At 61.3% G+C, this 23,771-nt stretch carries 25 protein-coding genes and 4 pseudogenes; 15 read left to right on the top strand and 14 right to left on the bottom strand.

Features of this window, described 5'->3' with window-relative positions; all coding sequences use genetic code 11:
- Positions 1-6 precede the first annotated feature (6 nt).
- A complete protein-coding gene (locus tag A6U98_RS18645; protein ID WP_064651932.1) occupies positions 7-348 on the top strand; it encodes a tRNA-binding protein in 342 nt (113 codons plus the stop codon).
- Positions 349-361: 13 nt separating this feature from the next.
- On the opposite strand, the gene A6U98_RS18640 is transcribed toward A6U98_RS18645, so the two are convergent.
- Entirely contained in the window at positions 362-1,021 is a 660-nt protein-coding gene (locus tag A6U98_RS18640) for an MBL fold metallo-hydrolase (protein WP_064651931.1), read from the bottom strand.
- Positions 1,022-1,308: 287 nt separating this feature from the next.
- Between A6U98_RS18640 and A6U98_RS18635 the strand changes: the two genes are divergently transcribed.
- Both A6U98_RS18635 and A6U98_RS18630 read left to right on the top strand, forming a co-directional pair.
- Positions 1,309-1,926: a DUF1236 domain-containing protein gene (locus A6U98_RS18635; RefSeq protein WP_064651930.1), complete on the top strand. Its 618-nt coding sequence runs from the start codon at positions 1,309-1,311 to the stop codon at positions 1,924-1,926.
- A 185-nt stretch (positions 1,927-2,111) separates the two neighbouring features.
- A complete protein-coding gene (locus A6U98_RS18630; RefSeq protein WP_003541697.1) occupies positions 2,112-2,381 on the top strand; it encodes a hypothetical protein in 270 nt (89 codons plus the stop codon).
- 129 nt (positions 2,382-2,510) lie between these two features.
- Here A6U98_RS18630 and A6U98_RS36815 read toward each other — a convergent pair whose 3' ends face one another.
- Positions 2,511-2,672: a hypothetical protein gene (locus A6U98_RS36815; protein ID WP_156667860.1), complete on the bottom strand. Its 162-nt coding sequence runs from the start codon at positions 2,670-2,672 to the stop codon at positions 2,511-2,513.
- 303 nt (positions 2,673-2,975) lie between these two features.
- Between A6U98_RS36815 and A6U98_RS18625 the strand changes: the two genes are divergently transcribed.
- Genes A6U98_RS18625 through A6U98_RS18615 form a run of 3 tightly spaced genes read left to right on the top strand, consistent with a single transcriptional unit; the run spans position 2,976 to position 5,570 of the window.
- Positions 2,976-3,467 carry a MarR family transcriptional regulator gene (locus tag A6U98_RS18625; protein WP_064651929.1) on the top strand — a complete coding sequence of 164 codons (492 nt, stop codon included), beginning with the start codon at positions 2,976-2,978 and terminating at the stop codon, positions 3,465-3,467.
- Complete coding sequence (locus A6U98_RS18620; protein WP_011652933.1) at positions 3,468-4,169, top strand: response regulator transcription factor; 702 nt, start codon at positions 3,468-3,470, stop codon at positions 4,167-4,169. It abuts the gene before it with no gap.
- A 24-nt stretch (positions 4,170-4,193) separates the two neighbouring features.
- Positions 4,194-5,570 (top strand): ATP-binding protein, encoded by a 1,377-nt coding sequence (locus A6U98_RS18615; protein ID WP_025395442.1) that lies wholly within the window; start codon positions 4,194-4,196, stop codon positions 5,568-5,570.
- Here the strand turns inward: A6U98_RS18615 and A6U98_RS18610 are convergent.
- A complete protein-coding gene (locus tag A6U98_RS18610; RefSeq protein ID WP_082933932.1) occupies positions 5,567-6,028 on the bottom strand; it encodes a helix-turn-helix domain-containing protein in 462 nt (153 codons plus the stop codon). The two genes, A6U98_RS18615 and A6U98_RS18610, sit on opposite strands and share 4 nt — an antisense overlap.
- Before the next feature lie 34 nt (positions 6,029-6,062).
- Between A6U98_RS18610 and A6U98_RS18605 the strand changes: the two genes are divergently transcribed.
- Positions 6,063-6,929, top strand: coding sequence for an oxidoreductase (locus A6U98_RS18605; protein WP_064651927.1), 867 nt, complete (start codon positions 6,063-6,065; stop codon positions 6,927-6,929).
- Positions 6,930-6,989: 60 nt separating this feature from the next.
- On the opposite strand, the gene A6U98_RS18600 is transcribed toward A6U98_RS18605, so the two are convergent.
- The 3 genes from A6U98_RS18600 to A6U98_RS18590 all read right to left on the bottom strand — a co-directional run bounded on the left by A6U98_RS18600 (position 6,990) and on the right by A6U98_RS18590 (position 9,179).
- Positions 6,990-7,439: a BA14K family protein gene (locus A6U98_RS18600; RefSeq protein ID WP_018446664.1), complete on the bottom strand. Its 450-nt coding sequence runs from the start codon at positions 7,437-7,439 to the stop codon at positions 6,990-6,992.
- 147 nt (positions 7,440-7,586) lie between these two features.
- Positions 7,587-7,802, bottom strand: a complete 216-nt coding sequence (locus tag A6U98_RS18595) for a cold-shock protein (RefSeq protein WP_003561293.1) — start codon at positions 7,800-7,802, stop codon at positions 7,587-7,589.
- A 486-nt stretch (positions 7,803-8,288) separates the two neighbouring features.
- Positions 8,289-9,179 carry a DMT family transporter gene (locus tag A6U98_RS18590; protein ID WP_064651926.1) on the bottom strand — a complete coding sequence of 297 codons (891 nt, stop codon included), beginning with the start codon at positions 9,177-9,179 and terminating at the stop codon, positions 8,289-8,291.
- A 104-nt stretch (positions 9,180-9,283) separates the two neighbouring features.
- On the opposite strand from A6U98_RS18590, the gene A6U98_RS18585 reads away from it, so the two are divergent.
- The gene (locus tag A6U98_RS18585; protein WP_064651925.1) at positions 9,284-9,754 is read left to right on the top strand and encodes a hypothetical protein; all 471 of its coding nucleotides are present in this window, start codon (positions 9,284-9,286) and stop codon (positions 9,752-9,754) included.
- Positions 9,755-9,758: 4 nt separating this feature from the next.
- On the opposite strand, the gene A6U98_RS18580 is transcribed toward A6U98_RS18585, so the two are convergent.
- The 3 genes from A6U98_RS18580 to A6U98_RS18570 are packed head-to-tail and all read right to left on the bottom strand — an operon-like array spanning position 9,759 to position 14,111.
- Complete coding sequence (locus A6U98_RS18580; RefSeq protein ID WP_064651924.1) at positions 9,759-10,901, bottom strand: PQQ-dependent sugar dehydrogenase; 1,143 nt, start codon at positions 10,899-10,901, stop codon at positions 9,759-9,761.
- 59 nt (positions 10,902-10,960) lie between these two features.
- Complete coding sequence (locus A6U98_RS18575; RefSeq protein WP_064651923.1) at positions 10,961-11,734, bottom strand: class GN sortase; 774 nt, start codon at positions 11,732-11,734, stop codon at positions 10,961-10,963.
- Positions 11,724-14,111, bottom strand: a complete 2,388-nt coding sequence (locus A6U98_RS18570) for a marine proteobacterial sortase target protein (RefSeq protein ID WP_064651922.1) — start codon at positions 14,109-14,111, stop codon at positions 11,724-11,726. Before A6U98_RS18570 ends, A6U98_RS18575 begins: the two co-directional genes overlap by 11 nt.
- Positions 14,112-14,495: 384 nt before the next feature.
- Here A6U98_RS18570 and A6U98_RS18565 point away from each other — a divergent pair, with 384 nt between their 5' ends.
- The 5 genes and pseudogenes from A6U98_RS18565 (at position 14,496) to A6U98_RS18545 (ending at position 18,448) form a co-directional block, all read left to right on the top strand.
- Positions 14,496-15,698: a pyridoxal phosphate-dependent aminotransferase gene (locus A6U98_RS18565; RefSeq protein ID WP_064651921.1), complete on the top strand. Its 1,203-nt coding sequence runs from the start codon at positions 14,496-14,498 to the stop codon at positions 15,696-15,698.
- A 101-nt stretch (positions 15,699-15,799) separates the two neighbouring features.
- A pseudogene (locus A6U98_RS18560) lies at positions 15,800-16,059 on the top strand (type II toxin-antitoxin system prevent-host-death family antitoxin).
- Positions 16,060-16,061: 2 nt separating this feature from the next.
- Positions 16,062-16,445: pseudogene (locus tag A6U98_RS37695) on the top strand (type II toxin-antitoxin system VapC family toxin).
- Positions 16,446-16,545: 100 nt separating this feature from the next.
- Positions 16,546-17,532, top strand: coding sequence for a glycosyltransferase family 8 protein (locus A6U98_RS18550; protein ID WP_082933941.1), 987 nt, complete (start codon positions 16,546-16,548; stop codon positions 17,530-17,532).
- 46 nt (positions 17,533-17,578) lie between these two features.
- Complete coding sequence (locus A6U98_RS18545) at positions 17,579-18,448, top strand: hypothetical protein (protein WP_064651918.1); 870 nt, start codon at positions 17,579-17,581, stop codon at positions 18,446-18,448.
- Between the two features lie 108 nt (positions 18,449-18,556).
- Here the strand turns inward: A6U98_RS18545 and A6U98_RS18540 are convergent, their stop codons facing one another.
- A complete protein-coding gene (locus A6U98_RS18540; protein ID WP_064651917.1) occupies positions 18,557-19,654 on the bottom strand; it encodes a calcium:proton antiporter in 1,098 nt (365 codons plus the stop codon).
- 231 nt (positions 19,655-19,885) lie between these two features.
- Here A6U98_RS18540 and A6U98_RS18535 point away from each other — a divergent pair, with 231 nt between their 5' ends.
- The gene (locus tag A6U98_RS18535) at positions 19,886-20,173 is read left to right on the top strand and encodes a DUF2188 domain-containing protein (RefSeq protein ID WP_003541669.1); all 288 of its coding nucleotides are present in this window, start codon (positions 19,886-19,888) and stop codon (positions 20,171-20,173) included.
- On the opposite strand, the pseudogene A6U98_RS38030 reads toward A6U98_RS18535, so the two are convergent.
- The 3 genes and pseudogenes from A6U98_RS38030 to A6U98_RS18520 form a co-directional block, all read right to left on the bottom strand.
- Positions 20,170-20,415: pseudogene (locus A6U98_RS38030) on the bottom strand (GrpB family protein); the annotation flags it as partial. The gene A6U98_RS18535 and the pseudogene A6U98_RS38030 overlap by 4 nt on opposite strands.
- A gap of 103 nt (positions 20,416-20,518) precedes the next feature.
- Positions 20,519-20,788 (bottom strand): annotated as a pseudogene (locus tag A6U98_RS38025) (GrpB family protein); the annotation flags it as partial.
- A 108-nt stretch (positions 20,789-20,896) separates the two neighbouring features.
- The gene (locus A6U98_RS18520; RefSeq protein WP_064652276.1) at positions 20,897-21,796 is read right to left on the bottom strand and encodes a LysR family transcriptional regulator; all 900 of its coding nucleotides are present in this window, start codon (positions 21,794-21,796) and stop codon (positions 20,897-20,899) included.
- 94 nt (positions 21,797-21,890) lie between these two features.
- On the opposite strand from A6U98_RS18520, the gene A6U98_RS18515 reads away from it, so the two are divergent.
- Entirely contained in the window at positions 21,891-22,910 is a 1,020-nt protein-coding gene (locus A6U98_RS18515; protein ID WP_064651916.1) for an NAD(P)H-binding protein, read from the top strand.
- On the opposite strand, the gene A6U98_RS18510 is transcribed toward A6U98_RS18515, so the two are convergent.
- Complete coding sequence (locus A6U98_RS18510) at positions 22,907-23,707, bottom strand: aminoglycoside phosphotransferase family protein (protein ID WP_064651915.1); 801 nt, start codon at positions 23,705-23,707, stop codon at positions 22,907-22,909. The two genes, A6U98_RS18515 and A6U98_RS18510, sit on opposite strands and share 4 nt — an antisense overlap.
- Positions 23,708-23,771 lie beyond the last annotated feature (64 nt).

The raw sequence follows: 23,771 nt of genomic DNA, 5'->3' as shown, positions 1-23,771 counted from the left end.
GACTATATGGCAGAAGAGATCACCTACGCCGATTTCGAGCGTGTGGATATCCGCGTCGGCACGATCATCGAAGCCAGTCCTTTTCCGGAGGCGCGCAAGCCGGCGTTCAAACTCCTGATCGATTTCGGTCCTGACATCGGCATCAAAAAATCCTCAGCGCAGATCACCGTGCATTATACGCTGGAAAGCCTGATCGGCCGGCAGGTGCTCGGCGTCGTCAATTTCCCGCCGCGCCAGATCGGGCCGTTCCGCTCGGAAGTGCTGACGCTGGGTTTCGAGGACGAGAACGGCGCGATCGTGCTTGCTGCGGTCGAACAGCCGGTGCCGAACGGCCGAAAGATGATGTGAGCGTGAGCTCGCATCAGATACTCCGAGGTTTGATCTCCTGCAGAAATGGATTGCTTCGCCGCTCGTCGCCGATGCGGCTGCCGGGGCCGTGGCCGCAGATGAAGCCGACGTCGTCGCCGAGCGGCAATACCTTGTCGCGGATCGAATCGAGAAGCTGCTGATGATTGCCGCCGGGCAGGTCGGTGCGGCCGATCGAGCCGTTGAAAAGCACATCGCCGAGATGCGCGAAATTCTGCGCACGGTTGAAATAGATGACGTGGCCGGGGGCATGGCCGGGCGTGTGGTAGACCTCGAATTCGTGGGCGCCGAAAGAGATCTTGTCGCCGTCTTTCAGCCAGCGGTCGGGCACGACGTCGCGCAATCCTGATATGCCGTATTTTTCAGCCTGGGTTTCGATCCGCTGCAACAGCGGCAGATCGTCCTGATGCGGGCCGACCACGTCGACGTCGAGGGCCTCCTTCAGCTCGCTGGCGCCGCCGGCATGGTCTAGATGGCCGTGTGTCAGCCAGATTTCCTTGATAGTCAGGCCGTTCTGGGCAATCGCCTGCAGGATGAGCGGCACGTCGCCGCCGGGATCGACGACGACGCCTTCCTTGGTATCGGGATCGAAGAAGATCGTGCAGTTCTGCTGGAAGGGTGTCACCGGAATGATGCCGGCCTGGAGCATGCCCATAAGTGCCTCGCTTGGTGTCTCTGCTGCTTCGGGTATAGTCCGAAACCGCGGCAAGGACAGGCGGAATTTTCCGTCATGGCTGCCTGCCTCACGGCAAAAAGACGGACTGCAACAAGAGTTTATGCCTGTCTTCCCCATTGCCGCAGAGCGGCAAAATCGAATTTTGTTCAATTCTTCAAGGCACTTGGATGAAATCTCCCACAAGCGGTGTTTCGCTGGGGGGAGTGCCGGGGAACATCGTGGAACGCCGCGCGTTGTCAGCCCATCGAAACCAAGGAGACGCTCACATGACCTTGAAGAGAAACATTCTGTTGGCTGGAGCCGTGCTCCTGGCGAGCGCCGGTCTTGCGCAGGCGGAGATGATGGCGACAACGGTTAACGATCTCAACGTTCGCGCCGGCCCGGGCCCGCAATATCCCTCGGTCGGCCTTGCCACCCGCGGCTCGACCGCGGTGCTCGACGGATGCATCGAAGGCAGCCGCTGGTGCCGCGTCGACGTCAACGGCATGCGCGGCTGGGTCTATGCCGATTATCTGCAGGTCGATCATGGCGGCAGCTCTGTCATCGTCGAGCAGCATCGCGCCGAAATCGGCGTTCCCAGCGTGACTTACGAGTCGACCGCGAGTGTCGTTCCGGTCGATCCGCAGCCGGCGCCGGGCGACGAGTTGCTCGGCCCCGTCGGAGCGGTCGAGACCATCACCCCGCCGGAGACGGTCCGCACCTATATCGACACCAATCCGGGCCAGACGGTGCAGCTCGGCGGCGACGTCGTCGTTGGCGCTGAAGTGCCTGGCGATGTCACCTTCCAGTCGATCCCGGATTACGAGTACCGATATACCAGGATCAACGACCGGCCGGTGCTGGTCGATCCCGGCACACGCCGGATCGTCTACGTCTATCAATGACGTGATCAAAGAACAGCAAAACGGGGCGGCCATCGGGCCGCCCCATTCTTGGTGGCTTCTCTTCTTATCTTCCCGCCCGTATGGGTTGATTTTTTCCTACGCGTTCCTCCCTAATATGATAAAATTCTAATACGCCAAAGGTCGGCGTAGCTGGGCGATCGGGGAGATCGCCGGAGGAGGAAATGATGGAAGCGCTACTTCCGCTCATCACACAATTGATTGCCGGTGCAATCGGCGGCAACGCCGCGAGCGCCGCTTTGAAGCAGCAGGCGATCAACGTCGTCGCCCGTACGATCGCCGGTGCGATCGGCGGCGTCGCCGGCGGCATGCTGCTCAGCATGGTCGGTGGGGAAGCGGCTATGACCGGCCTGATCGCCGACGGCATCGGCGGCCTGATCGGCGGCGGCATTCTCTCGACGCTCGCCGGATTGGTCATGGCACGGGCGCACAGGTAAAAAGGCCCGACGGGTCTGTATCTACAGCGCCGCGCGTCTTCTCAGACGCGCAAAGGACGCTGTAGCACTTTGAACTGCTGCTTCCGATTTAAGGAATTATGCAGTGGCCGGACCGATCGCGTGAGGGTGTTATTCGGCGGCGATCGCCGCCGGATAGACTTCCTTGTAGTCGTTCATCAGCCTATCGGAGATCGTCGACGGGCGCGCTCGCCTTCGAGGACGGCTGGCATAATGCAGGCCGTGCCCGGGAATCTTGGCGTTTTTCGAGGCGACGAACTCCCATTGATCCATATTTGGCCGTCCAACTGGTCAAAAGGAGCCGAAGCCATCCCTAAGCTCCTCCGGCGCTTGATGCGCCATGCCTGTTGATTGTTGTCCCCATTACGTTTTATCCACAGACCCGAGGGGAAATCGCGTATTGCGTCGGAGTGCCGGACGGGCCTTGGTTTCCAGAGGAATGCCAGGGAACCGAGAAACCGTGCGAGGCTCCCGCAGAGTTCGCGGAAGCTAATAGCGACGAAAATTTGCGTCAACAAAGCTGACGTATCTTCGCGAAAGTTTCCCGCAGTGCGCGGAAAGAGAAAGGAATGCCGAGTGTCACGACAGACCGGCCCGAAAGCAGGCAAGCCAGAGCCGCTGGCCACGCCGATGGAAGACACTGAGATAATCGATTTCGAGATCATCGAGCTGTTCTTCTTCGCCTATCGCGACTTCGTTTCCGATCCTGACGCTATCCTTGAAAAGAGCGGCTTCGGCCGGGCGCACCATCGCGTCGTGCATTTCGTCAACCGCAATCCCGGCATGACCGTAGCCGATCTTCTCGAAACGCTGAAGATCACTAAGCAGAGCCTTGCAAGGGTGCTGAAACAGCTGATCGACTCAGGCTATATTCGCCAGGTGGCAGGTCCCGAGGACCGGCGGCAGCGCAAGCTCTATCCGACGCAATCGGGGCGAGAGCTGGCGCTTGCCCTTGCCGAGCCGCAATCGCGCCGCATTGAGCGGGCATTCGAAGGGGCTTCTGCGGAGGTGCGGGAGGGCGTAAAAGCTTTCCTCAGCGGCATGCGGGACAGACAGAAGGCGGATTGAATGGCGGTCAAGACAGATATTTCCGACGATGCGGCGCATTTGCTGGTGGTCGATGACGACTCCCGCATCCGCGCGCTGCTCAATCGTTATCTCGCCGAGAACGGCTTCCGCGTCACCGTCGCCGCCGACGGCGCCGAGGCGCAGCGCAAGCTTGCGGGTCTCGACTTCGACCTGATCATCATGGATGTGATGATGCCCGGCGAATCCGGCATCGAGGTTACCCGCGGGCTTCGCGCCATCAAGAACGTCCCGATCATCATGCTGACGGCGCTGGCAGAATCGGGCAACCGTATCGAAGGCCTAGAGGCGGGCGCCGACGACTATCTTTCCAAGCCCTTCGACCCGCGCGAACTGGTGCTGCGCATCAACAACATCCTGCGCCGCAACGCCGGCGGCGAGGGACCGAAGATCGAACAGGTGATGTTCGGCCCCTACACTTTCTCGCTGACCCGCAAGGAGCTGAAAAAAGCCAGCGAGGTGATCCGGCTCACCGACCGCGAGCAGGAGATCATGCTGCTCTTTGCGCGGCGCGCCGGCGACACGATCCCCCGCCATGAACTGATCGGCAACGATACCGAAGTCGGCGAGCGGACGATCGACGTGCAGATCAACCGGCTGAGGCGTAAGATCGAGGACGATCCCGCCAATCCTGTCTGGCTGCAGACCGTGCGCGGCATCGGATACAGGCTTAGCATCGACTAAACTCAAGGTTCGGGACCGGCGCTGATGGTGACGATCGACAGCTTGCGGCGGGAAGACCGCACTTCTGCGCCGGGCTGGCGCTCGATCGTCCGCTGGCTACGCCGGCGGCTGCCGACCGGACTTTACGCGCGCTCGCTGCTGATCATCATCATTCCGATGGTGCTCCTGCAATCCGTCGTCGCCGCCGTCTTCATGGAGCGCCACTGGCAAATGGTGACGGAGCGGCTGTCGCTTGCGGTCACCCGTGACATCGCCGCCATCATCGAGATCATCGAGACCTATCCGCAGAATTCGGACTATAGCGAGATCATCCGCATCGCCCGCGACCAGCTCAGCCTGCAGATCTCGATCGAGCCGGACGGCGACCTGCCGCCGCCGCGCGTCAAGCCGTTCTTCTCGATCCTCGACGGCATCCTCAGCGACGAGATCACCGACGAGATCCACCGGCCTTTCTGGATCGACACGGTCGGCAATTCAAACCTCGTCGAGATCCGCATCAAACTCGACAACAAGATCCTGCGGGTCCTGACCAAACGCAGCCAGACCTATGCGTCGAACACCCATATCTTCATCGTCTGGATGGTTGGCACCTCGCTGGTGCTGATCGGCATTTCGATCCTCTTCCTGCGCGGGCAGATCCGGCCGATCCTGACCTTGGCGCGAGCGGCCGAAAGCTTCGGCAAGGGGCAGAAGCCCGACAATTTCTATCCGCGCGGCGCCGACGAGGTCAGGCGCGCCGGTCTTGCCTTCATTCTGATGCGGGAGCGAATCGAACGGCAGATCGAACAGCGCACCGCGATGCTCTCCGGCGTCAGCCATGACCTGCGCACCATCCTCACCCGCTTCAAGCTGCAACTGGCGCTGGCTGGCGACAATCCCGACCTGCATGGCCTCAACGATGACGTCAACGACATGCAGACCATGCTGGAGGCCTACATGGCCTTTGCACGCGGCGAGGTCGAAGAGGATGTCGGCGAGCTGAAACTCAGTGAGATCTTCGCGAAGCTGGAATCCGATTTCGCCCTGCACGGTAAAAAATTCAGCTATTCGATCGAAGGCGATGACGATATTTCCGTCAGGCCGAACGCCTTCATGCGTCTCGTCACCAACCTTGCCTCGAACGCGCGCCGTTATGCCGATAGGCTCGACATCGAGGCCAAGCACAATGCCAAATGGCTGACTGTCATCTTCGACGATGACGGGCCTGGCATTCCCGAAAAGAACCGTGAGGACGTGTTCAAGCCATTCTTCCGGCTGGATACGGCGCGCAACCTGGATGCGTCGGGCACCGGCCTCGGCCTTGCGATTGCCCGCGACATCGCCCGCAGCCACGGCGGCAACGTCACGCTCAGTGACAGCCCGCTCGGCGGGCTGAGGGCAACGATCCGCATTCCCGCTTAAGCGTTGGCGGTCGCCGTCAGCTTGACGGCTTTGCATGCATCGAAATCGTCGAGGTGTTCGACGATCCAGCGCCATAGCGAGACGACCTGCATGAGGAGATCGCGTCCGAGCGGCGTCAACTCGTACTCGACGCGCGGCGGTACTTGGGGATAAAGCGTGCGGATGACGAGGCCATCCCTTTCGAGGGTGCGCAGCGTCTGCGTCAGCACTTTCTGGCTGATGCCCTCGACCCTCTCCATAAGGCGTGAGAAGCGCAGGGGTGCGCGGGCATCGGAGAGTACGTGCAGGATGCGCAGCGGCCATTTCGCCGCCGCCCGCTCGATCAGTTCACGGGCCCGCCCATCCTGTTCGTCCGTCATGCTGCTGCAGAAATCGAACATGTCACTGGTCAACTCAGTTACCTCAAGGTGTGTATAGATCGTCCGGGTGCCTTCTTTCGATCGGATACAATAGACCATACATGAGCCGGGAACCAAAGCAGGAGGGTTTCCGATGTTCAGAGTCTGGTTGATAACAGGGAGTTCGCGCGGTCTTGGCCGGGCGCTGGCGGAGGCGGTTTTGGCCTCCGGCGATAATTTGGTGGCAACTGCGCGCGATCCCGGCCAGCTTGCCGATCTTTCCGAGCGGTATGGTGATCAGGTGCTGACGCTGGCGCTTGATGTGACCGACGAGGTGGCGGCAGCGGCAGCAGTTGAGGCTGGTGTGAAGAGGTTCGGGCGCATCGACGTGCTTGTCAACAATGCCGGCTACGGCAATGTCGGCTCGATCGAGGATACCAGTCTTGCCGATTTCCGCGCCCAGATCGAGACCAACCTCTTTGGCACGATCATCATGACCAAGGCGGTCATCGCCCGGATGCGCGGGCAAGGGGCGGGGCACATCATCCAGTTCTCATCGGTCGGCGGCCGGATCGGACCTGCCGGGCGCGGCGCCTATTCGGCAGCGAAATTCGGTGTCGAGGGCTTTTCCGAGGTACTGTCGAAAGAGGTCGCGCCGGTCGGCATCAGGGTGACGGTGATCGAGCCCGGCGGCTTCAGGACCGATTTCGCCGGCTCCTCGACGGTGCTTGCCGAGGGGCGGCAGGAGTATGCGGAGACGGTCGGCGCTACGGTGCGCTTTCAGCGTGAGTACGATGGTCGCCAGCCCGGCGATCCTGCCAGAGCGGCTGCAGTCGTCATCCACATCGCCGGTCTCGAAGAGCCGCCGTTCCGGCTGCTGCTCGGCAGCGATGCGGTACGCAACGTCGAAAAGGCGGATGCGGCCCGTATCGAAGCCGATCGGATGTGGCGCACCGTGAGCGTCTCGACCGATTTTGATGCCGAGGCCGAGTCCGTGCCCTGGAACAAGAAGGCCAGTTGACCCAGGCAAAACAAAAGCGCCGCTGAAAAGCGGCGCTTTGCATCAGGGATATTCGACGATTCAGCCGGCGGTGCAGAAGTGGCTGCGGCCGTCATTGCCGACATAGGTGCCGCTGCGCGGATCGAAGGAGCGATAGCGGTAAGAGCAGTAACGCTCCCATTGCGGCGACCAGGGCTCCACCGCCGTGCGGACCGGCGCGTAATATTGCGGCTGATCGACATAGACGCGGCGGGGCGCGCGATAGACCGGAGCGGGCTCGTAATAATCCGGCTCGTAGGCCGGGTCGATGTAGCGGCGTTCTTCGTAGACCGGACCGTTATTGGCGTTGGCGATGGCCGAACCGACGATCAGGCCGGTGGCAAGGCCGACGGCGCCGCCGACCCACGCATCGTTGTTGCCGTGATTACCGTGGCGCCAGTGGCGGTCGCGGGCCGACGCTTCACCGATGGCAGAAAGCGTGAGTGCGGCAGCGGTTGCCGTCAGCAGAATGGTCTTTGCGAGCCTGTTCATAAGCACAAATCCTAATCCCGGGAACCGAACGCCGGCCCCTTTCTCGATGATGAGAGAAGTACAGATTTCTAGCTGAACGAAGGCTGAACGACAAAACCCGGCATTGCTGCCGGGCTTCAACTCGAACTCGCCAGCCTTGTTAAGGGTTCAGCCCGCAATCTGCAGATTGACGGCCTTCGGGCCCTTGCCGCGGCGATCCGGCTCCGTGTCGAAGCTTACCTTCTGGTTTTCCGTCAGACCGGCCAGGCCGGAGGCCTGAACGGCAGAAATGTGAACGAAGATATCGGCGCCGCCCCGGTCCGGCTTGATGAAGCCGAAGCCTTTGTCGGTATTGAAGAACTTTACAGTGCCAGTCTCTGCCATGCCTCAGGTCCTTTTCTCTCTGCCCGCCATCCACACGGGCAGCATCATAGCATTGCCTCCTTGCGGGAGGTGTTGGCAGGCAATTCTTGAAATGTGAGAAAAAGGTCCCCTCTACCTCGGCCTGTTCCAGGCAGGGCTTCCGCCCGCCATTTTCGGAACCGGCTGACCGGGATATTAGCGTTCCCGGCGCGCAAATACTTAAGGACTTCCCATGCTCGCAAAATGCCCGAACGCGCTGAGAGTGCTGCGTTTAAAGGATTTTGGCAAGCAAAAGTTTTTTAACGTGTCGTTGCGGGCACACCCCGGCCGATATCCAATTTGCGCAAAAACGCAAAATTTCCTTCGCTGATAGGGAATGATTAACGTTTTATATCGTCTGCAATATAAGTTCAGAGCAGATTTTCCCAAAAATGCAACGTGAACGCGTCTCTGGCGGCAAATGAATTTTTTTTCCGATGCGTGACACACCCATATTTGGACGCGTGTTCACGCGGCTGGCAAGCGCCGGCGGGTCAAGCCCGGCACGAGTTCGACTACAAGCATAGCGATAAACATTAGCGCGCAACCTGCATAGCCTGTCACCGGCATCGTCTCGCCGAGCAGCAGGGCGGCGAGTGAGGCGCCGAAGAGCGCTTCGGAAGAAAGAAAGATCGCGGCCTGCGAGGGCGTCGTATAGCGCTGGCCGATTACCTGCAGCACGAAAGCCACGCCCGAGGAGAAGATGCCGACATAAAGGATCTCCGGCGCTGCGGCCCGTATCGCCGAAAGGCTGACCGGTTCGACGGCTGCGGCAACGGCCAGCGCACAGACTGCGGTGACGGCGAATTGCGTGGCGGACAGCGCGAGCGGTCTTCCGGTCTCGGAAACGGTTGTGCCGGCAAGGGTGATCTGGACCGCCCAGAAGACGGCACAGACGACAGTCAGCAGATCGCCAGGTGTCAGCGCCGAGAGATGGCCGCCGGACAGGAGATAGATGCCGGTGAGCGCCATCAGCGCGCCCGGCCAGATGATCCAATGCGGGGCACGGCGCAGAAAGAACACGGCGATAACAGGTACGAAGACGACATAGAGGCCGGTGATGAAGCTGGAATTCGTCACCGTCGTCGTCTGCAGGCCGACCTGTTGCGTGGCTGCGCCGCCGAAAAGGGCAAGGCCGATCAGGATATAGAGCTTCGCATGGCGTGCGCTGGTCTTCTCCTTTGCCTTGCGCGCTTCAAAAAGGACGAAGGGCAGCACGGCCAGTGTGGCGACGGCAAAGCGCAGGCCAATGAACCAGAAGGGGCCGATTGCCTTCATCGCCGTCGACTGCGCGACGAAGCCGCCGCCCCAGATGGCAGCTGCAAGCAATAGGAGGAGGTTCGCCTGAACGCGCGTCATGTGATCCTCGATGAGGGAAGGGCGGTGATGTGCCGAAGCGGTTAGCAGTTGCGTTTCCTTTCCGCAAGGGTGAAGACTTCGTGCCGGTTGACGGAGGTGAATGCATGCGAGGCGAAGAGAGGCCGCAGGCTGACGACACGGCAGCGCCCAAGGCGGCCGGTTATTCCGGCACGCCGCTTGTGAGGAAACTCGGCCTTGCACAGGGGCAGGCGGCCGCTCTTCTCGGCATTCCGGAAACGATCGGCGACATCAATGGTTTCGATGGTTTTGCTTCGGTCGTCCATGCGCTTCCCGAGACGCCTCAGCGTGCATTCGACTACGTGCATCTGTTTACGACAGAACGTGCGGCGCTGGAGGCCATAGCGCCCACGCTTTTCCGTGTCCTGAGGCGGGACGGCATGGTCTGGGTATCCTGGCCCAAGAAGAGCTCACGGGTTTCGACCGATATCACCGAGGACGTGCTGCGGGAGGTTTTGCTCCCAACCGGTCTGATCGACATCAAGGTTTGCGCCGTTGACGAGATCTGGTCCGGGTTGAAATTCGTCATCCGCAAGGAACTGCGCGGCGCGTTGTGACGTGTCAGCCGTTACGGGCTTGCGCTCTGGAGATCCTGAGCAGCGCGCCATTGTCCTCGTCAGTCACCATCAGCAGCGCGCCGTCGGGAGCAACGACAACGTCGCGGACGCGGCCGTATTCGCCCTCGAACAGCCGCTCTTCGGTGACGAAGGCGCCTCCGTCGTCACGCTGCATGCGCGAGAGCAACTGGAACTTCAGCGCCGCGACGATGAAATTGCCGTCCCATTCCGGGAACATGGCGCCGCGATAGACGACGAGCGCGCCAGGCGCGATCGAAGGATCCCAATAATGCAGCGGCTGTTCAAGCCCCTCCTTGGCGGTGCCTTCGCCGATCTCGGCGCCCGAATAGTCTCGGCCATAGGTGATGATCGGCCAGCCGTAATTCTTGCCGGCCTCTGGCTGGTTGATCTCGTCGCCGCCCCGCGCACCGTGTTCGACGGTATAGAGCTTGCCATCCTTGGCGTCGAAGGTGATGCCCTGCGGGTTGCGGTGGCCTTTCGACCAGATCTCCGGCAGTGCCTTGCCTCCGTCCTTGAATGGATTGTCGGCAGGGATGCTGCCATCGGCATTGATGTGGATGATCGAGCCGGCATCGTCCTGCCAGTTCTGCGAGCGGTCGCGGTTGCCGCGATCACCGACGCTGATGAACAGCGTACCGTCGGCGGCAATCGCGATGCGCGAGCCGTACTGGATATTGCCTGACGTGAAGCGCCGCATGGTGAAAATGGGCGTCACGGCATCGAGCGTCTTTTCGTCAGTTGAAAGCGTGGCGCTGAAGGCTTCGGTGCCGGAGCCCTGGCTGTTGGCGATGGCGGCGGTGAAATAGAGTTTGCGAGATGTCGCAAAGTCCGGCGCGAGCGCCACGTCCATCAGGCCACCCTGGCCACGGGCGCTGACCTTAGGCACGCCGCCGATCGGGTCAGAGATCTTGCCGTCGCGGACGATGCGCATGCGGCCCGGCCGCTCGGTGACGAGATAGGCGCCGTCGGGCAACACTTCGACCGCCCAGGGATGTTCGAGGCCGTCGGCGAGCTTGTCGACACGGACGGCGAGTTCCTGCGTGTTGACGGTGTCGGCCGCATCCGCGGACACGGCGCCGAACAGGACCAGCGCTGCGGCGAAATGGAAGGCGGATATTCTCTTCATGTTGCTCCCCGTCGTTTCTCTATGCGGAACGTGGAGCGGGTAGGGAAGGGCTTCAACCCTCATTCGACCTGCAATAACGGCTTTGTGTTTACCGGTTGAACCGAGCCCGTCGCCTGGTCGTCGACCAATTCCGCCTCGAGGATGTAGCGCAACGGCCCGCGTTCGGTGGCATTGAAGGGCCAGCAAGTGGTCAGCACCAGGCGATGGCCATCGGAGGAGGGATCGATGCCGTTGGCATCCCACGGGGCGATGCGGCCCTCGCCGGCCTTGAAGGTCAATAGTTTGCCGTCGCGGCGGGTGACCTCGATCGTATCGCCGGGCCTTATATATTGTAGCCAGCGGAAATGCGTGTCGCGATGGGCGGCAATCACGGACGTCCCTTCCTCGCCCGGCTGTGGCGTGTTGACGAGCCACGCCGGACCGAAGGCGAGAGCTTCGCCGGAGGCGCCGGAGAGCACGATCGCCTCCTTGCCGAGGCGCGGGGCACGCACCTTGGCCTCCGTGGTGAAATCCGCCCAGGGCCAGGGTTTTGTCTCTTTCCCCTGCAGCTCCGCGGCGAAGGCACGTTTCAGCAGAACCTGAGAAAGCTCTGCCTTCGCCTTCAGCAGGAAGCCGTCGCCGATCAGCGCCAAGCCATAAAAGGCAAGGCCGGCGATGGCAAAGGCGATCGCCTTTTCGATCGAGGAAAGACGCCAGAGGAAGAAACCCTTCCGCTGGCGCGGCTTCGGCATGTCGTGGGCCATGGCGGCGGCCATGGCGAGTTCCAGATAGGTCGGAAGCGGCTCGAATTCGGCCGCTTCCCCGTTCTGGCTTGCGGAGAGCCTAGAGACCATTTCGCTTGGCTCCGACCGCGATAATGCGCTTGAGGCGCCGCCGCCAAACGGCCAGCCCGCTTGCCGCCGTCAGCGCCAGGAGCAGCATGGTCAGTCCACGGATGATCTGCTCGTCGGCACGCGTCGCCGTCTGCGGCAGGTTCACGGTCGAGCTCTTCTGCGCGATCATGCTGGCAGCCTTGGCGGTCGGGGCTGCGGCCATCATGCTTGCGATCTCAGGCGATGCGGCGAGATCCTGTGTTTCGGCTGCAGCCTGCTCCAGTCCGGCGTTTCCTGCCGGCGTAGCCGAGCCATGGCGTTCTGCGCCGCCAAGAGGGGCAGTGTTTTCGCCGGAGACTTTATCGAAATCCCACCCTTCCGGCAGGTTGAGCGGCAGCTTGGTTGAGCCGAGCGGCTGATCGACCGGGCGCGACGGGGTGACATCCACGGCAACCAGGCTGGTGACGCGGGAGACGAGATGGTGGGCGAGCGCCACGGTCTCGATATCCTTGTCGAGCGCGGCACGATCCTGACGTTCATAAGCGCGGGCCTCGAAATCGTCGATCTTGCGCCGCGCCCAGAGCTTGGAAATGCCGTTGCCGTCGGCGGCATTGGCGATATCCATCTCGATGCGCCAAGGCTGATCGCCTGTCTTGCCGACGATCTGCAGCTTGCCGGCGGGCTTCTCCTCAGGTAGCTCCGCGGTCAGCACGACGGGCTCGCCGTTGTAGAGGTCCGGCATTGGGTTCGGCGTGATATCCTCGGCTTCGATACCTTCGAAGGTGGCAGTGATATCGGTCATAGCTGGGTTCTGCAGCTTGGCGAAAAGCTCGCCCATGCGGCTTGCCACCTGATCGGTCGAGCCGATCGCCGTGAATGTGCCGCGACCGATCTCGGCAGCCTTGGTCATGAAATAGGTATTCGGCGCCGAGCCGATGCCGACGGTGAAGACGCGGGCATCCCCGCGATTTGCGGTGATTTCCTGGAACAGTTGCCGTTCGTTGCCGATCGCACCATCCGTCAGGAAGACGACCTGGCGCAGTGCTCCGCTTGCGACCGGACCCTGGTTGCGTAGCGCAGCCTGCAAGGCAGGCAGCATTTCCGTGCCGCCGTCGGCGGTCAGGCCCCTGACATAGGCGATCGCTTTTTCGCGATTGTCAGGGGTGGCAGTGACAAGACCCTTGAAATAGTCAGTCATCGTATCGTCGAAACGGATGACGTTGAAGCGGTCATCGGGGTTCAGCTTGGAGATGGCAAGCGCCAGGCTCTGCCTTGCCTGCTCGATCGACGGGCCGGACATGGAGCCGGAATTGTCGATGACGAAGACCACCTCGCGTTTTGCCGGCGGCGCTGCCGTATCTGGGGCCGCGGGCGGGGTGACGAAGGCGAGCAGATAGGTCTTACCATCAATCACTTCGCGGAAGAGGCCAGCACTCGGCATCTTTCCGGGAGCAGCCTTCCAGGTGAGTTCGAAATCCTTGTCGGCGGGAACGGTGTCCGCCTTCAGGCTGATCGTCCTCGCCTGGTCGCCGTCCTGGCCGATATCGACCGCGTGGAAGGACGATTTGACGTCGCCGAGCGGGAAACCGGCCTTGAGGTCGACGGTCAGCGAAACCGGATTGACCCTGGCGTTCTCACGCGGATCGAGCACAGGGGCTTCGATCTTGTCGCGGTTTTCCACCGGGTCGCGCGGCGTGGCGAAACCGGCACCGTTGTTGAACTCGACAGTCTGGACGATCGGCGCCGGATTGTAGCGCGGAGCGACGACCATCGGGAAGCGCAGCGAGAACTCGCCGCCCGACTGGTGGATGGTCTGCTGGTATTCGATCTGGACGACAATGGTTTCGCCGGGACCGATATTGGCGACCTGGTTGGTGAAGATGTTCGGCCGCTGCTGCTCGAGCAACGCCGTCTTCTTGCCCTCGGCCTTGGCCTGCTCGTAGATCTCGCGGGCTTCCTGGCGCGGCTTGATCTGGCCTTCGATGAAGCGTTCGCCGATCTGCATTTTCAGCGCGTCGACGGCGGAATTGTCCGGCAGCGGGAAGACGTAGGTGCCCTCGACCCAACCCTGGCTCGGATTCTGGAAGCGCTGCGTCACCTTCACCCTGGCGATCGGGCCGGAGACATCGATGGCGACATCGGTCTTCAGCCGCGGCGCTTCGACATAGAAGCCCGGCTCCTTCGACGGGAAGAGCAGCGAGCCGCTATTGACGTCGTTCGGCCGGACAAGCGCTGCGAGCTGGGCGGATGCCTGCGGCGTCTCGGCAGCGCGGGCGGCGGAGGCAAACCCCAGCATCGCGGCGATGCAGGCGGCAAAGGCGGTGACGGCAATAAGGACTGAAACGGAAATTCGGCGCGCACGAATGCGCCCTATGGTAAACTCATCGTCCAGAAACATTGGCATACCCTCAATAACCAATTTCGGATGCCCGATGATGCGGCTTCGATCTCGGCGCGCTCGCGACCGAATTGCGGCGTGGCGCGGCATTTGTTGCGGCTTATTCGTGGCAATGGCCGAATTCGACGATGCCACTGATTTCAGGGGATAAATCCGGATGACTTCAGAGATTGATTCAAGATCTGCGCATGGCGTTTCATCCGCGTGACGCAAGCCTCTCCGAAAGGGGCGGCATGCCGGATGGGCGGCGTGGCGAACCGATCAATAAGAATCATGCCACCATGACGCCTTTCCGCTTGAAATGCCGTCATACATTGGACATAGAGCTAACCGCAGAACTCCGGTCCCGGCTTTCTGCCCGTTTCAACCATTAGGACCGTTATCATGGCTTTCCTTGCCGATGCTCTTTCCCGTGTGAAGCCTTCAGCCACCATCGCCGTCTCCCAGAAAGCGCGCGAGCTGAAAGCAAAAGGACGTGACGTCATTGGCCTCGGCGCGGGTGAACCGGATTTCGATACGCCTGATAATATCAAGACGGCCGCCATCGACGCGATCAACCGCGGCGAGACGAAGTACACGCCGGTTTCCGGTATCCCGGAACTGCGCAAGGCGATCGCCGCCAAGTTCAAGCGCGAGAACGGCCTCGACTATTCCTGGGAGCAGACGATCGTCGGCACCGGCGGCAAGCAGATCCTTTTCAACGCCTTCATGGCGACGCTGAACCCCGGCGACGAAGTCGTCATCCCGGCACCTTACTGGGTTTCCTATCCTGAGATGGTGGCGCTGTGCGGCGGCACGCCGGTTTTCGTTTCTGCCACCCAGGAGCATAACTTCAAGCTCCAGGCCGCCGATCTCGAAAAGGCGATCACGCCGAAGACCAAGTGGTTCATCTTCAACTCACCGTCCAACCCGACGGGGGCGGCCTATACCCAGGACGAGCTGAAGGCGCTGACGGATGTGCTGATGAAACATCCGCAGGTCTGGGTGCTGACCGACGACATGTACGAGCACCTGACCTATGGCGACTTCAAGTTCGTCACGCCTGTGGAGGTCGAGCCGAAGCTTTACGACCGCACGCTGACGATGAACGGCGTCTCCAAGGCCTATGCGATGACCGGCTGGCGTATCGGCTATGCAGCCGGTCCGATCCAGCTCATCAAGGCCATGGACATGATCCAGGGTCAGCAGACCTCGGGTGCGACGTCGATCGCACAGTGGGCGGCTGTCGAAGCGCTGAACGGCACGCAGGACTTCATCCCTGCGAACAAGAAGATCTTCGAAGGCCGTCGCAATCTCGTCGTTTCCATGCTGAACCAGGCCAAGGGCATTGTCTGCCCGGTGCCGGAAGGCGCCTTCTATGTCTACCCGTCCTGCGCCGGCCTGATCGGCAAAACGGCTCCGTCGGGCAAGGTGATCGAGACGGACGAGGATTTCGTTTCTGAATTGCTGGAATCCGAAGGCGTCGCTGTCGTTCACGGTTCGGCCTTCGGTCTCGGCCCGAACTTCCGCATCTCCTATGCGACCTCGGAAGAGCAGCTCGAGGAAGCCTGCCGCCGCATCCAGCGCTTCTGCGGCGCCTGTAAATAAGCGGACTGCAATCAGAGCGACCCAAGGCCCGCCGGTGACGGCGGGCCTTTTTGTTGTGCGCGACGTTGATGATGTAGCTGCATGTGGCTACATTTGACGGCATGAAGACCGTTTCGATCCGCGATGCGAAGAACCGCCTGACCGAGTTTGCCCGCGAGGTCGAGCAAGGCGAGACCATTGTCGTGACGCGCAACGGCCGGCCGGTGTTCGATCTCGTGCCGCATCGGAAGCGTGGCGGTTTGAACCTCGAAGCCGGCGAAGCCTATCTTCGTTCCCAGGGTATCACGAGGACGGAGATGTATATCGCCGACGACTTCGACGATCGTTGCCGGACGATTTTCTGCTGAAGCCGCTGCCGTGACCATGCGTGTGCTGCTTGACACACATGTGGTTCGCGATTGCCCAGCGGAAGCTGACGGAACGTTTTCCGCGTGTTCGGCAGTTGCTTTCGGACTTTACGGCCAGCGGCTTCGTCAGTGTCGCCAGCCTCTGGGAAATTGCCATCAAGACGCGGCTTGGCAAATTGCAGCCAGGATTGCCTCTGGAGACTATTCCCGTCTATCTCCAGGAGGCCGGGTTGACGGTCTTGCCCATCGACGTCCCACACGTCGTCACCGCTGCCGATCCGAGCCGGAGACGCGCGATCCGTTCGACCGGTTGCTGCTGGCGCAATGCAAGGTCGAGGGCCTGAAGCTTGCGATAGTCGACCGGCTGCTGGTCGGCCATCCGCTCGCGCTGCGGCTTTGAGCTCACATCCCAATTCAACATGCTGAGCAGATGATTCCGCTTTGCCTTGCAAGTCGTTGAATTCCGATTCAAAACGTGACGCAGAGTGACGGTCCAATGGGTGATCTGCGGTTGCGGGTTGGCATCAAACCAACTAGATATCCGGCATCAGTTTAAGTCGCCGCTTCGGGAGGCCGGGATTTTGCAGCAGAGTGCCGTGATCGTCTGTTCGGATGTCAACATGCTGCCGGCCGCCTGCTGCACCCTGCTTTCCGTCAAGCGCAATCTCTCAAGTTCCACTGTGGAGTTCCTGCTTCTCGGCATCGACCTCAAGCCGAACGAGATCGCCGAGGTCGGAAATTTCGCTCGGCTGCACGACATGGCGATCAAGGTGTTGCCCTACAATACGCCGGATACGGCGCTACAGGCGCGAGGCCGCTGGTCGGGCGCGACGCTGGCGCGGCTCTACATGGATCTGCATATACCCGGTCATGTCGAGCGGCTGCTTTATCTCGATGCCGATGTGCTTGCGGTTGCACCGGTCGATGATCTCTTCGCCATGGATTTGCAGGGCAAGGCGCTTGCCGCCATAGACGATTATGTCATGGCCTTTCCCGAGAAGGCCGGCGCACGGCAGCGGAAGATCGGCATGCGCGAGGGCGGGCGCTATTTCAATGCCGGCGTGCTGCTGTTCGACTGGTCGGCCTGCCGGTCGAGGGGACTTTTTGCCAGGACACGGGAGATTTTCGAGGAGCGGTCGCATCTTTTCGAGAATAACGACCAGGATGCGCTGAACGTCACTTTCGATGGCGACTGGCTGGTGCTCGACCCGCGCTGGAACACGCAGACCGGCCTCCTGCCTTTCGTTGGCCAGCCGGCGATCATCCATTTCACCGGCCGGAAAAAACCGTGGCAGGCGACTGTACCGTGGGTGCATCGCCGGATGGCCAAGCGTTATGCCGAGGATCTCGCCAATACGCCATGGGCTTCCTTCTGCAGGCAGCCGTCGATGACGGGCCGGATCGCGGGGTTCCTTTCGCATTTGGGAAAGTGGATCGGCGGGCTGGCGCGGCTGGCGCGGACACGCGCTTATTTCAGCAACAGCTAGTGGGACGGCAAAGCGCATCGTCCTTGGAAAGTGCATGTGAGCCGATATGGAAGCAATCCCCAGCGACACGCAGACCATGGCCGCCCCGGATAGCGGCTTCAATTTCCTGACGCCGGAGGCGTGGAAGGCGCTGCTGTCGCGCTATTCCCATATCGTGCTGGTGGCAAACAGCGAAGCTGTCGATTTCAAACGGCTGCGAAGCGAATTGCCGGAAACGGCGCTCTACGTCTTCTTCAACAATGTCTATAAGGTGCTCGACGAGCCCTTCGCCGGCCATGCGGTGCTGTTTGCCCGCAGCGGCGTGATGGGCGCCAATATCGTCCACAGGCGCGAGGCGGCGGATGTCCTGCGCTTCTTTGCCGGCGACGATTTTTTGGGCGTCGTCAACATTCGCGTTTCCCCGGAGGAAAACTTCAGCGAAGAGGGCCGCTTTGAAGGCGCTGAAACCCGTCACCTTGATCTGACGAAAATGCTCGTCGATCTCTATCCGGTGGGCAAGATTGCGACGAGTGGTTTTGCGGTGGCGCTGTGGCTCGCCGAGCTGCAACTGCCGGGCAAGGTCCTGCTTGCCGGCTTTTCGGCGAAGAGGAGCGAGAAGTGGAAGGTCTTCGACGTGCACGACTGGACGTTCGAGCAGATCTTCCTGCGTCTCTTTGCCCGGATAGGTACGATCTCGATGATGGGCGGCGTGGATGCTAGCCCCTATGCGGCACTTGCCAGACGGTTTCCACAGGTGCCGCCGATCGAGATCGCGATGACGGCGGCCGAAGTCCTGTCGGAACGGCTCCACAACGCAAATAGCCAGATCGACAGGCTCATGTCCGTCACCAAATCCATCCGCGCCATCGAGGGTTTCTTCCGGCGCTTTAAGCCGAAAACCCGCAAGCAGCGTTTCCTCGAAAAGTCGAAGGAATGACTGTCGAAAGCTCTCCTCAAACGGTGGGCTGTCTGGCCGCTCTGGGGGTTGACGCTACGTGCGCGGATAACTGCTCTCCGTTCTCCTTTTGTCGGGGAGACGCAGCCTTCAAAGCCCCAGCGCCGTCAGCATGATGAAGGTGGCGAAGAGAATGAAATGCGTCATGCCCTCGATGGCGTTGGTCTCGCCGTCGTTGAGGTTGATCGCCGCGGCAATCAGCGTGATCGCCACCATCACCGTCTGTACCGGGGTCATCGCCATGATGAAGGGCTGGCCGGTATAGAGCGCGATCGCCTCCATGACGGGCACCGTCAGAATGACCGTCGACAGCGAGGCGCCCATGGCGATGTTGACCGTCGCCTGCATGCGGTTCCTCAGTGCTGCCCTCAACGCGGTCAGGATCTCGGGGGCGGCCGAAATCGCTGCGACCACGACGGCGGTCACGGCGATCGGCGCGCCGCTGTCGCGCAGGCCTTCCGTCATTAAGGCCGCCATGAACTCTGCGAGCAGGCCGATGATGACGACGCCGACGAGAATGGTGGCGATCGAGATCGCGGCCGACTCGTCGGGGCCATGCGTGTGCGGACTTTCCTTCTTCCGTTCGGAGCGCGGATAGCTGTAGCTGAAGAAATAGCTGTGCTGGCCAACTTGCATGCGCAAGAAGAGGCCGTAGAGCGCGATCATTGCGACGATGGTGAAGGCGGAATAATAGTGCCATTTGTCGCTAGGCACGAATTCCGGCACGATCATCGAAATGCCCATGGCGGTGAGGATCATTACGCCGTAGGTCTTGCCGGAATTGTCGTTATAGGGCTGTTCGCCGTGCTTGAGGCCGCCGAGCAGGGCGGCCAGGCCGAGAATGCCGTTGATATCGAGCATCAGGGCCGAGTAGATCGTGTCGCGCACCAGCGTCGGCGAGCTCTCGCCGCTCATCATGATGGCGAGGATGATGACTTCGACGGCGACGGCCGAAAGCGTCAGGATCATCGTGCCATAGGGATCGCCGACCTTGACGGCGAGCAGCTCGGCATGATGGGCCACGCGGATCGAGGCGAGTACGATGGTGCCGACCAGGCCAGCGGCGGCAATCAGTGCGACGCCGCGCCCCATCTCGATGACCGCGTGTTCCAAGAAATAGGCGATCGCTGCAACGACAAGTGCGACGACCAGAAACTTTTCCTCTTTAAAGCGTGACGCGATCCCCAAGCCCTAGCTCCTGTCCCGATTCATGCGTTCTATCTAAGTCACTGATTTCGCATATCAAGTAAGCCCCGGTCGAGTGCCATTTGCAGTCTTCGGCGTTTAATGGAATACTGAACGTCATCGGGGCCGAAAAGCAGATCGCGGCGTCCTCGAATTCTCGTCAAGCGGCCGCGATGATCCGGATCTTTTCCGGAAGCGTGCGAATGCGCAACAAGAAGATGAGGAGACTGATGCATGATCAAGGTGGTCTACGAAGTCGTGCCGCATGACGGCGGCTGGGCCTACAGGCTGGGAGGTGTCTATTCAGAGGCATTCCCGACCCATGCCGAGGCGCTCGAAGCTGCGCGCATCGTTGCGGCCGAACAGCAGGTCGGCGGCGATTCCGCCGAGATCAGTTGGCAGGACGAGAACGGCAAGTGGCATGAGGAATATGCAGAAGGCGGCGACCGGCCGGAAACCGAGGTGGTGGACGGCCAGTGGAAGGATCGCACGGCCGAGGCCTCGCAAGGCATCGGAAGCTAGCCATCTCCCGCCAATGCCCGCGCGACGATCGCATCGACGAATTCGCGCTTATGCGCAGTATAGCCGACGCCGTCCATCCGGAATTCGGCTGCCAGCCTGCGTTTGAGCGCGGCATAATCGGCCGCCGCATGTGGATGCGCGATGAGATAATCCCGGAAAGCCAGCCTGTTTCGATGCGTGCCGTTACCGGCCGGGCAAAGGTAGACCCGTTGCGCCGGCACTGAACCTCTCGATAGAAAAGCCTGCTGCATAATTCCTTAAATCGGAATCGATTTAAGAGTAAAATTATGCAGCCATTCAAAGTGCTACAGCGTCCTTTGCGCGTCTGAAAAGACGCGCGGCGCTGTAGACCTCGTCGTCATAGCGGTTGCCGCGTGGCTCATAGCCTTCGGGCAGAAGCACGCGTGTGGCGTCCTCGATGTGCCCGAGGCCGGGAAAAACGATGTCGATATCGATGAGCGGCTTGGCGATCATGCCCGGTATCGACGTGCTGCCGATGTGATCGACGGACAGCGCCTGCGGCAGCAAGATCAGCAGTCTGTCGCGGATGTGCTGGAAGGCTTGCGGCCATTGCGGATCATAGGGCACGAGTTCAACCGGATTGTTCGTTGTCATATGCATCTCGCCTGGAGTGGCGCGCGTCCGACAGAATGCGCTAAGGACGCTCCATTATTTTGAAATTTGGGCATGATTCTTTCCGAAAATCGATTCCGATTTTCGTGGTCACGCACCGGCCGAATATCGGTGATAGTCCTGCAGGCCCTTGACCAATGCATCGAAGGTGGCACGGCAGCGCGGCGAAGTCTTCAGGCTCTCATGCATCGCCACCCACGTGCCGAGCGGAATGGCGAAGGCATCGGGCAGGACGTGCACCAGGTCAGGGTTCTCCCGGGCAAGTCCGATCTGGCAAAGACCGATGCCGACGCCGGCGCGGATCGCCGAGAGCTGGGCAAGATTGCTGTCGGTTCTGTAGGAGAATTTGATGTCAGGCACTGCATAGCGTTTCATCGCCATGCGGACATAGGCCGTCTGCCGGTCGAAGCCGATGAGCCGGTGGCGTGCGAGGTCAGCCAGGGTTTGCGGAATGCCGTGTCGTTCGAGATAGCGGCGATGGGCATGAAAGCCGAGGGGGATATCACCGATGCGGCGCACGACGAGTGCTGCCTGCTGCGGCTCGGCCATGCGCACGGCAATATCGGCCTCGCGGTTCACCAGGTCCTCGATCATATCGGATGCCGAGAGCTCGATCTGCAGTTCGGGATAGGTCTCCTGCAGCGGTCCGAGAATCGCCGGCAGCACTTCGATGGCGATGACCTCGCTGGCGCTGACTCTGACCGTTCCCGCCACGCGCTCGCGCTCACCGGATGCGGTGCGCAAAAGGGCGGCGGTGGTTGCCGCCAGCGTTTCGGCATAGGGCTTCAGCGCCAGTGCGGCGTCGGTCGGCAGCAGGCCGTTCGGTGAGCGGGTGAAGAGTTCGGCGCCGATCGCCAGTTCCAGTGCGTCGACATGGCGGCCTATCGTTGGCTGGGTCAGACCCAGTTCGCGGGCGGCGGCCGAAAGCGACCCCTGCTGAAGCACGGTCAGAAAACTGCGGTAGAAATCCCAGCTCGGCTCCATGCTCATATATTTTTGTATAGCAGATGAATTTCTTTCGTCAATTTCGTTTATGCCATTCTGATGGCATGATCCTCTGATCCGATCGAAGGAGATGATTGTCATGAGCAGCGAAATGAAGACGACGGCCCTCGTTCTCGGCGCGACCGGCGGTATCGGCAGCGCGGTTGCCCGCAGGCTGCTTGCGCGCGGCTGGCGCATCCGGGCGCTGAACCGCGACGCCGCCAAGGCGTCGAGGAGTGAGCCGGCTTTCGAATGGGTGCAGGGCGATGCGATGAATGCCGGTGACGTCCTGAGTGCGGCCGAAGGCGTCGGCCTGATCGTTCATGCCGTCAATCCGCCCGGCTACCGCGACTGGGAAACGTTGGTGTTGCCTATGCTCGACAATACCATCGCCGTTGCGCGCGCTGTCGGTGTACGCATCGTGCTGCCGGGCAACGTCTATAATTTCGGTCCCGACGCCCTGCCGGCGCCGACGGAAGAAAGCCCGCAGAATCCGGTGACGAAGAAGGGGGCGATCCGTGTGGAAATGGAGAAGCGGCTGAGGGCGGCGTCACAGTCCGGCGCCGGCGTCATCATTGTCAGGGCGGGGGATTTCTTCGGCCCAGGCACGACGGCCAATAGCTGGTTTTCGGCTGGCCTCGTGACTCCAGGCAAGCCGGTCGGCACGATCAGGAACCCAGGTCGTTGCGGCATCGGTCATCAATGGGCCTACCTGCCAGACATGGCGGAAACCATCACCCAGCTCATCGAGCGGGCCGATCGGCTGCCGGCCTTCGCCGTCTATCATATGGAGGGCTTCTGGGATGCGGACGGCATGCAGATGGCCGAAGCAATCAAGCGCGTCGTCGGCGGTAAGGCGAAGATCGGCAACTTCCCCTGGTGGATCGTGCCGCTGGCAGCGCCCTTTATTCCTGTGATGCGGGAGGTCAAGGAGATGCGCTATCTCTGGAAGGTGCCGGTGCGGATGCGCAACACCAAACTTGCGGCCGAACTCGGCAGCGAACCGCAAACGCCGATCGACGAGGCGGTCAGGGCTTCGCTCGTGGCGCTCGGCTGCCTGCCCGAACCGCATCGCGACACGGCCGCTCTTATTGGGCACCCGTCGCAGGAAGCGGGTTAGCTCTCGAGTTCTGCCAGCGCGATCCGGGCGACCGTCAGGGCCGTTTCTGCCTGCTGAATATTCGGATCGCCGAGGAACCAGGCGGCGGAAAGACCGGAATAGGCGGCGATCCATTGCAGCAGCCGCTTCGGCTCCAGCTTCGCCTCTGCTGAGACGATGGCGAACTGGCGGCGGAAACGGGCGGGATCGGTGATAACAGGCAGTTCCTCGTTGGCGAAGATGTTGGCGAAATCGAAGCCGCGCTCACCATGGAGCCGCTTCGGATCGATCGCCAGCCAGCCGCGTGCCTCGAAATCGAGAATGTTGTCATGGTGGATGTCGCCGTGGAGGATGGTGACATCACGCTGATCGGCAAGGAGGACGTTGGCGATCGCCGAGCAATCGGCAAGCGTACCGCCATGCATGCCTGCTGCCGGCTCCAGATCGCGGAACCAGCGGGTAAGGGGGATGGGATCGGGAAGCGGTTTTTCGCGCGGCGCATGCAGCCGTGCCGCCGTCGCACAGAGGATGCGGCTTGCCTCGTCGTCCTCGCCGTTCATCGCCATGGCAAGCAACGAGCGTTTTCCCGTCGCCCTTTCGAGCAGTACCGCGTCGCCCTCATGGGCGTAGACATAGGCTGCGCCGTCACCGTCCCACCACTGCATCAGAAGCGCGCCGTATCGTTCGTCGATATCGGCCGCCACTTTCAGCATGGCAGGCCTGTCCTGCCAGAGGACCGGCAGGAGGCGGCTGGAGTGGGTGATGATAGGCTCGCCGTCTGATATCAGCGACCAGCGATCAAGATAGGGAGCAAACATGGCGGCACCCTACAAAAACGCGTCGAAGATGGAAATCCCGCCTTTCGGCGGGATTCGCGTTCGC

Origin of the sequence: Rhizobium sp. WYCCWR10014 (assembly GCF_001657485.1) — a bacterium.
GTDB lineage: Bacteria > Pseudomonadota > Alphaproteobacteria > Rhizobiales > Rhizobiaceae > Rhizobium.
This window is presented reverse-complemented; position numbering and strand designations above follow the sequence as displayed.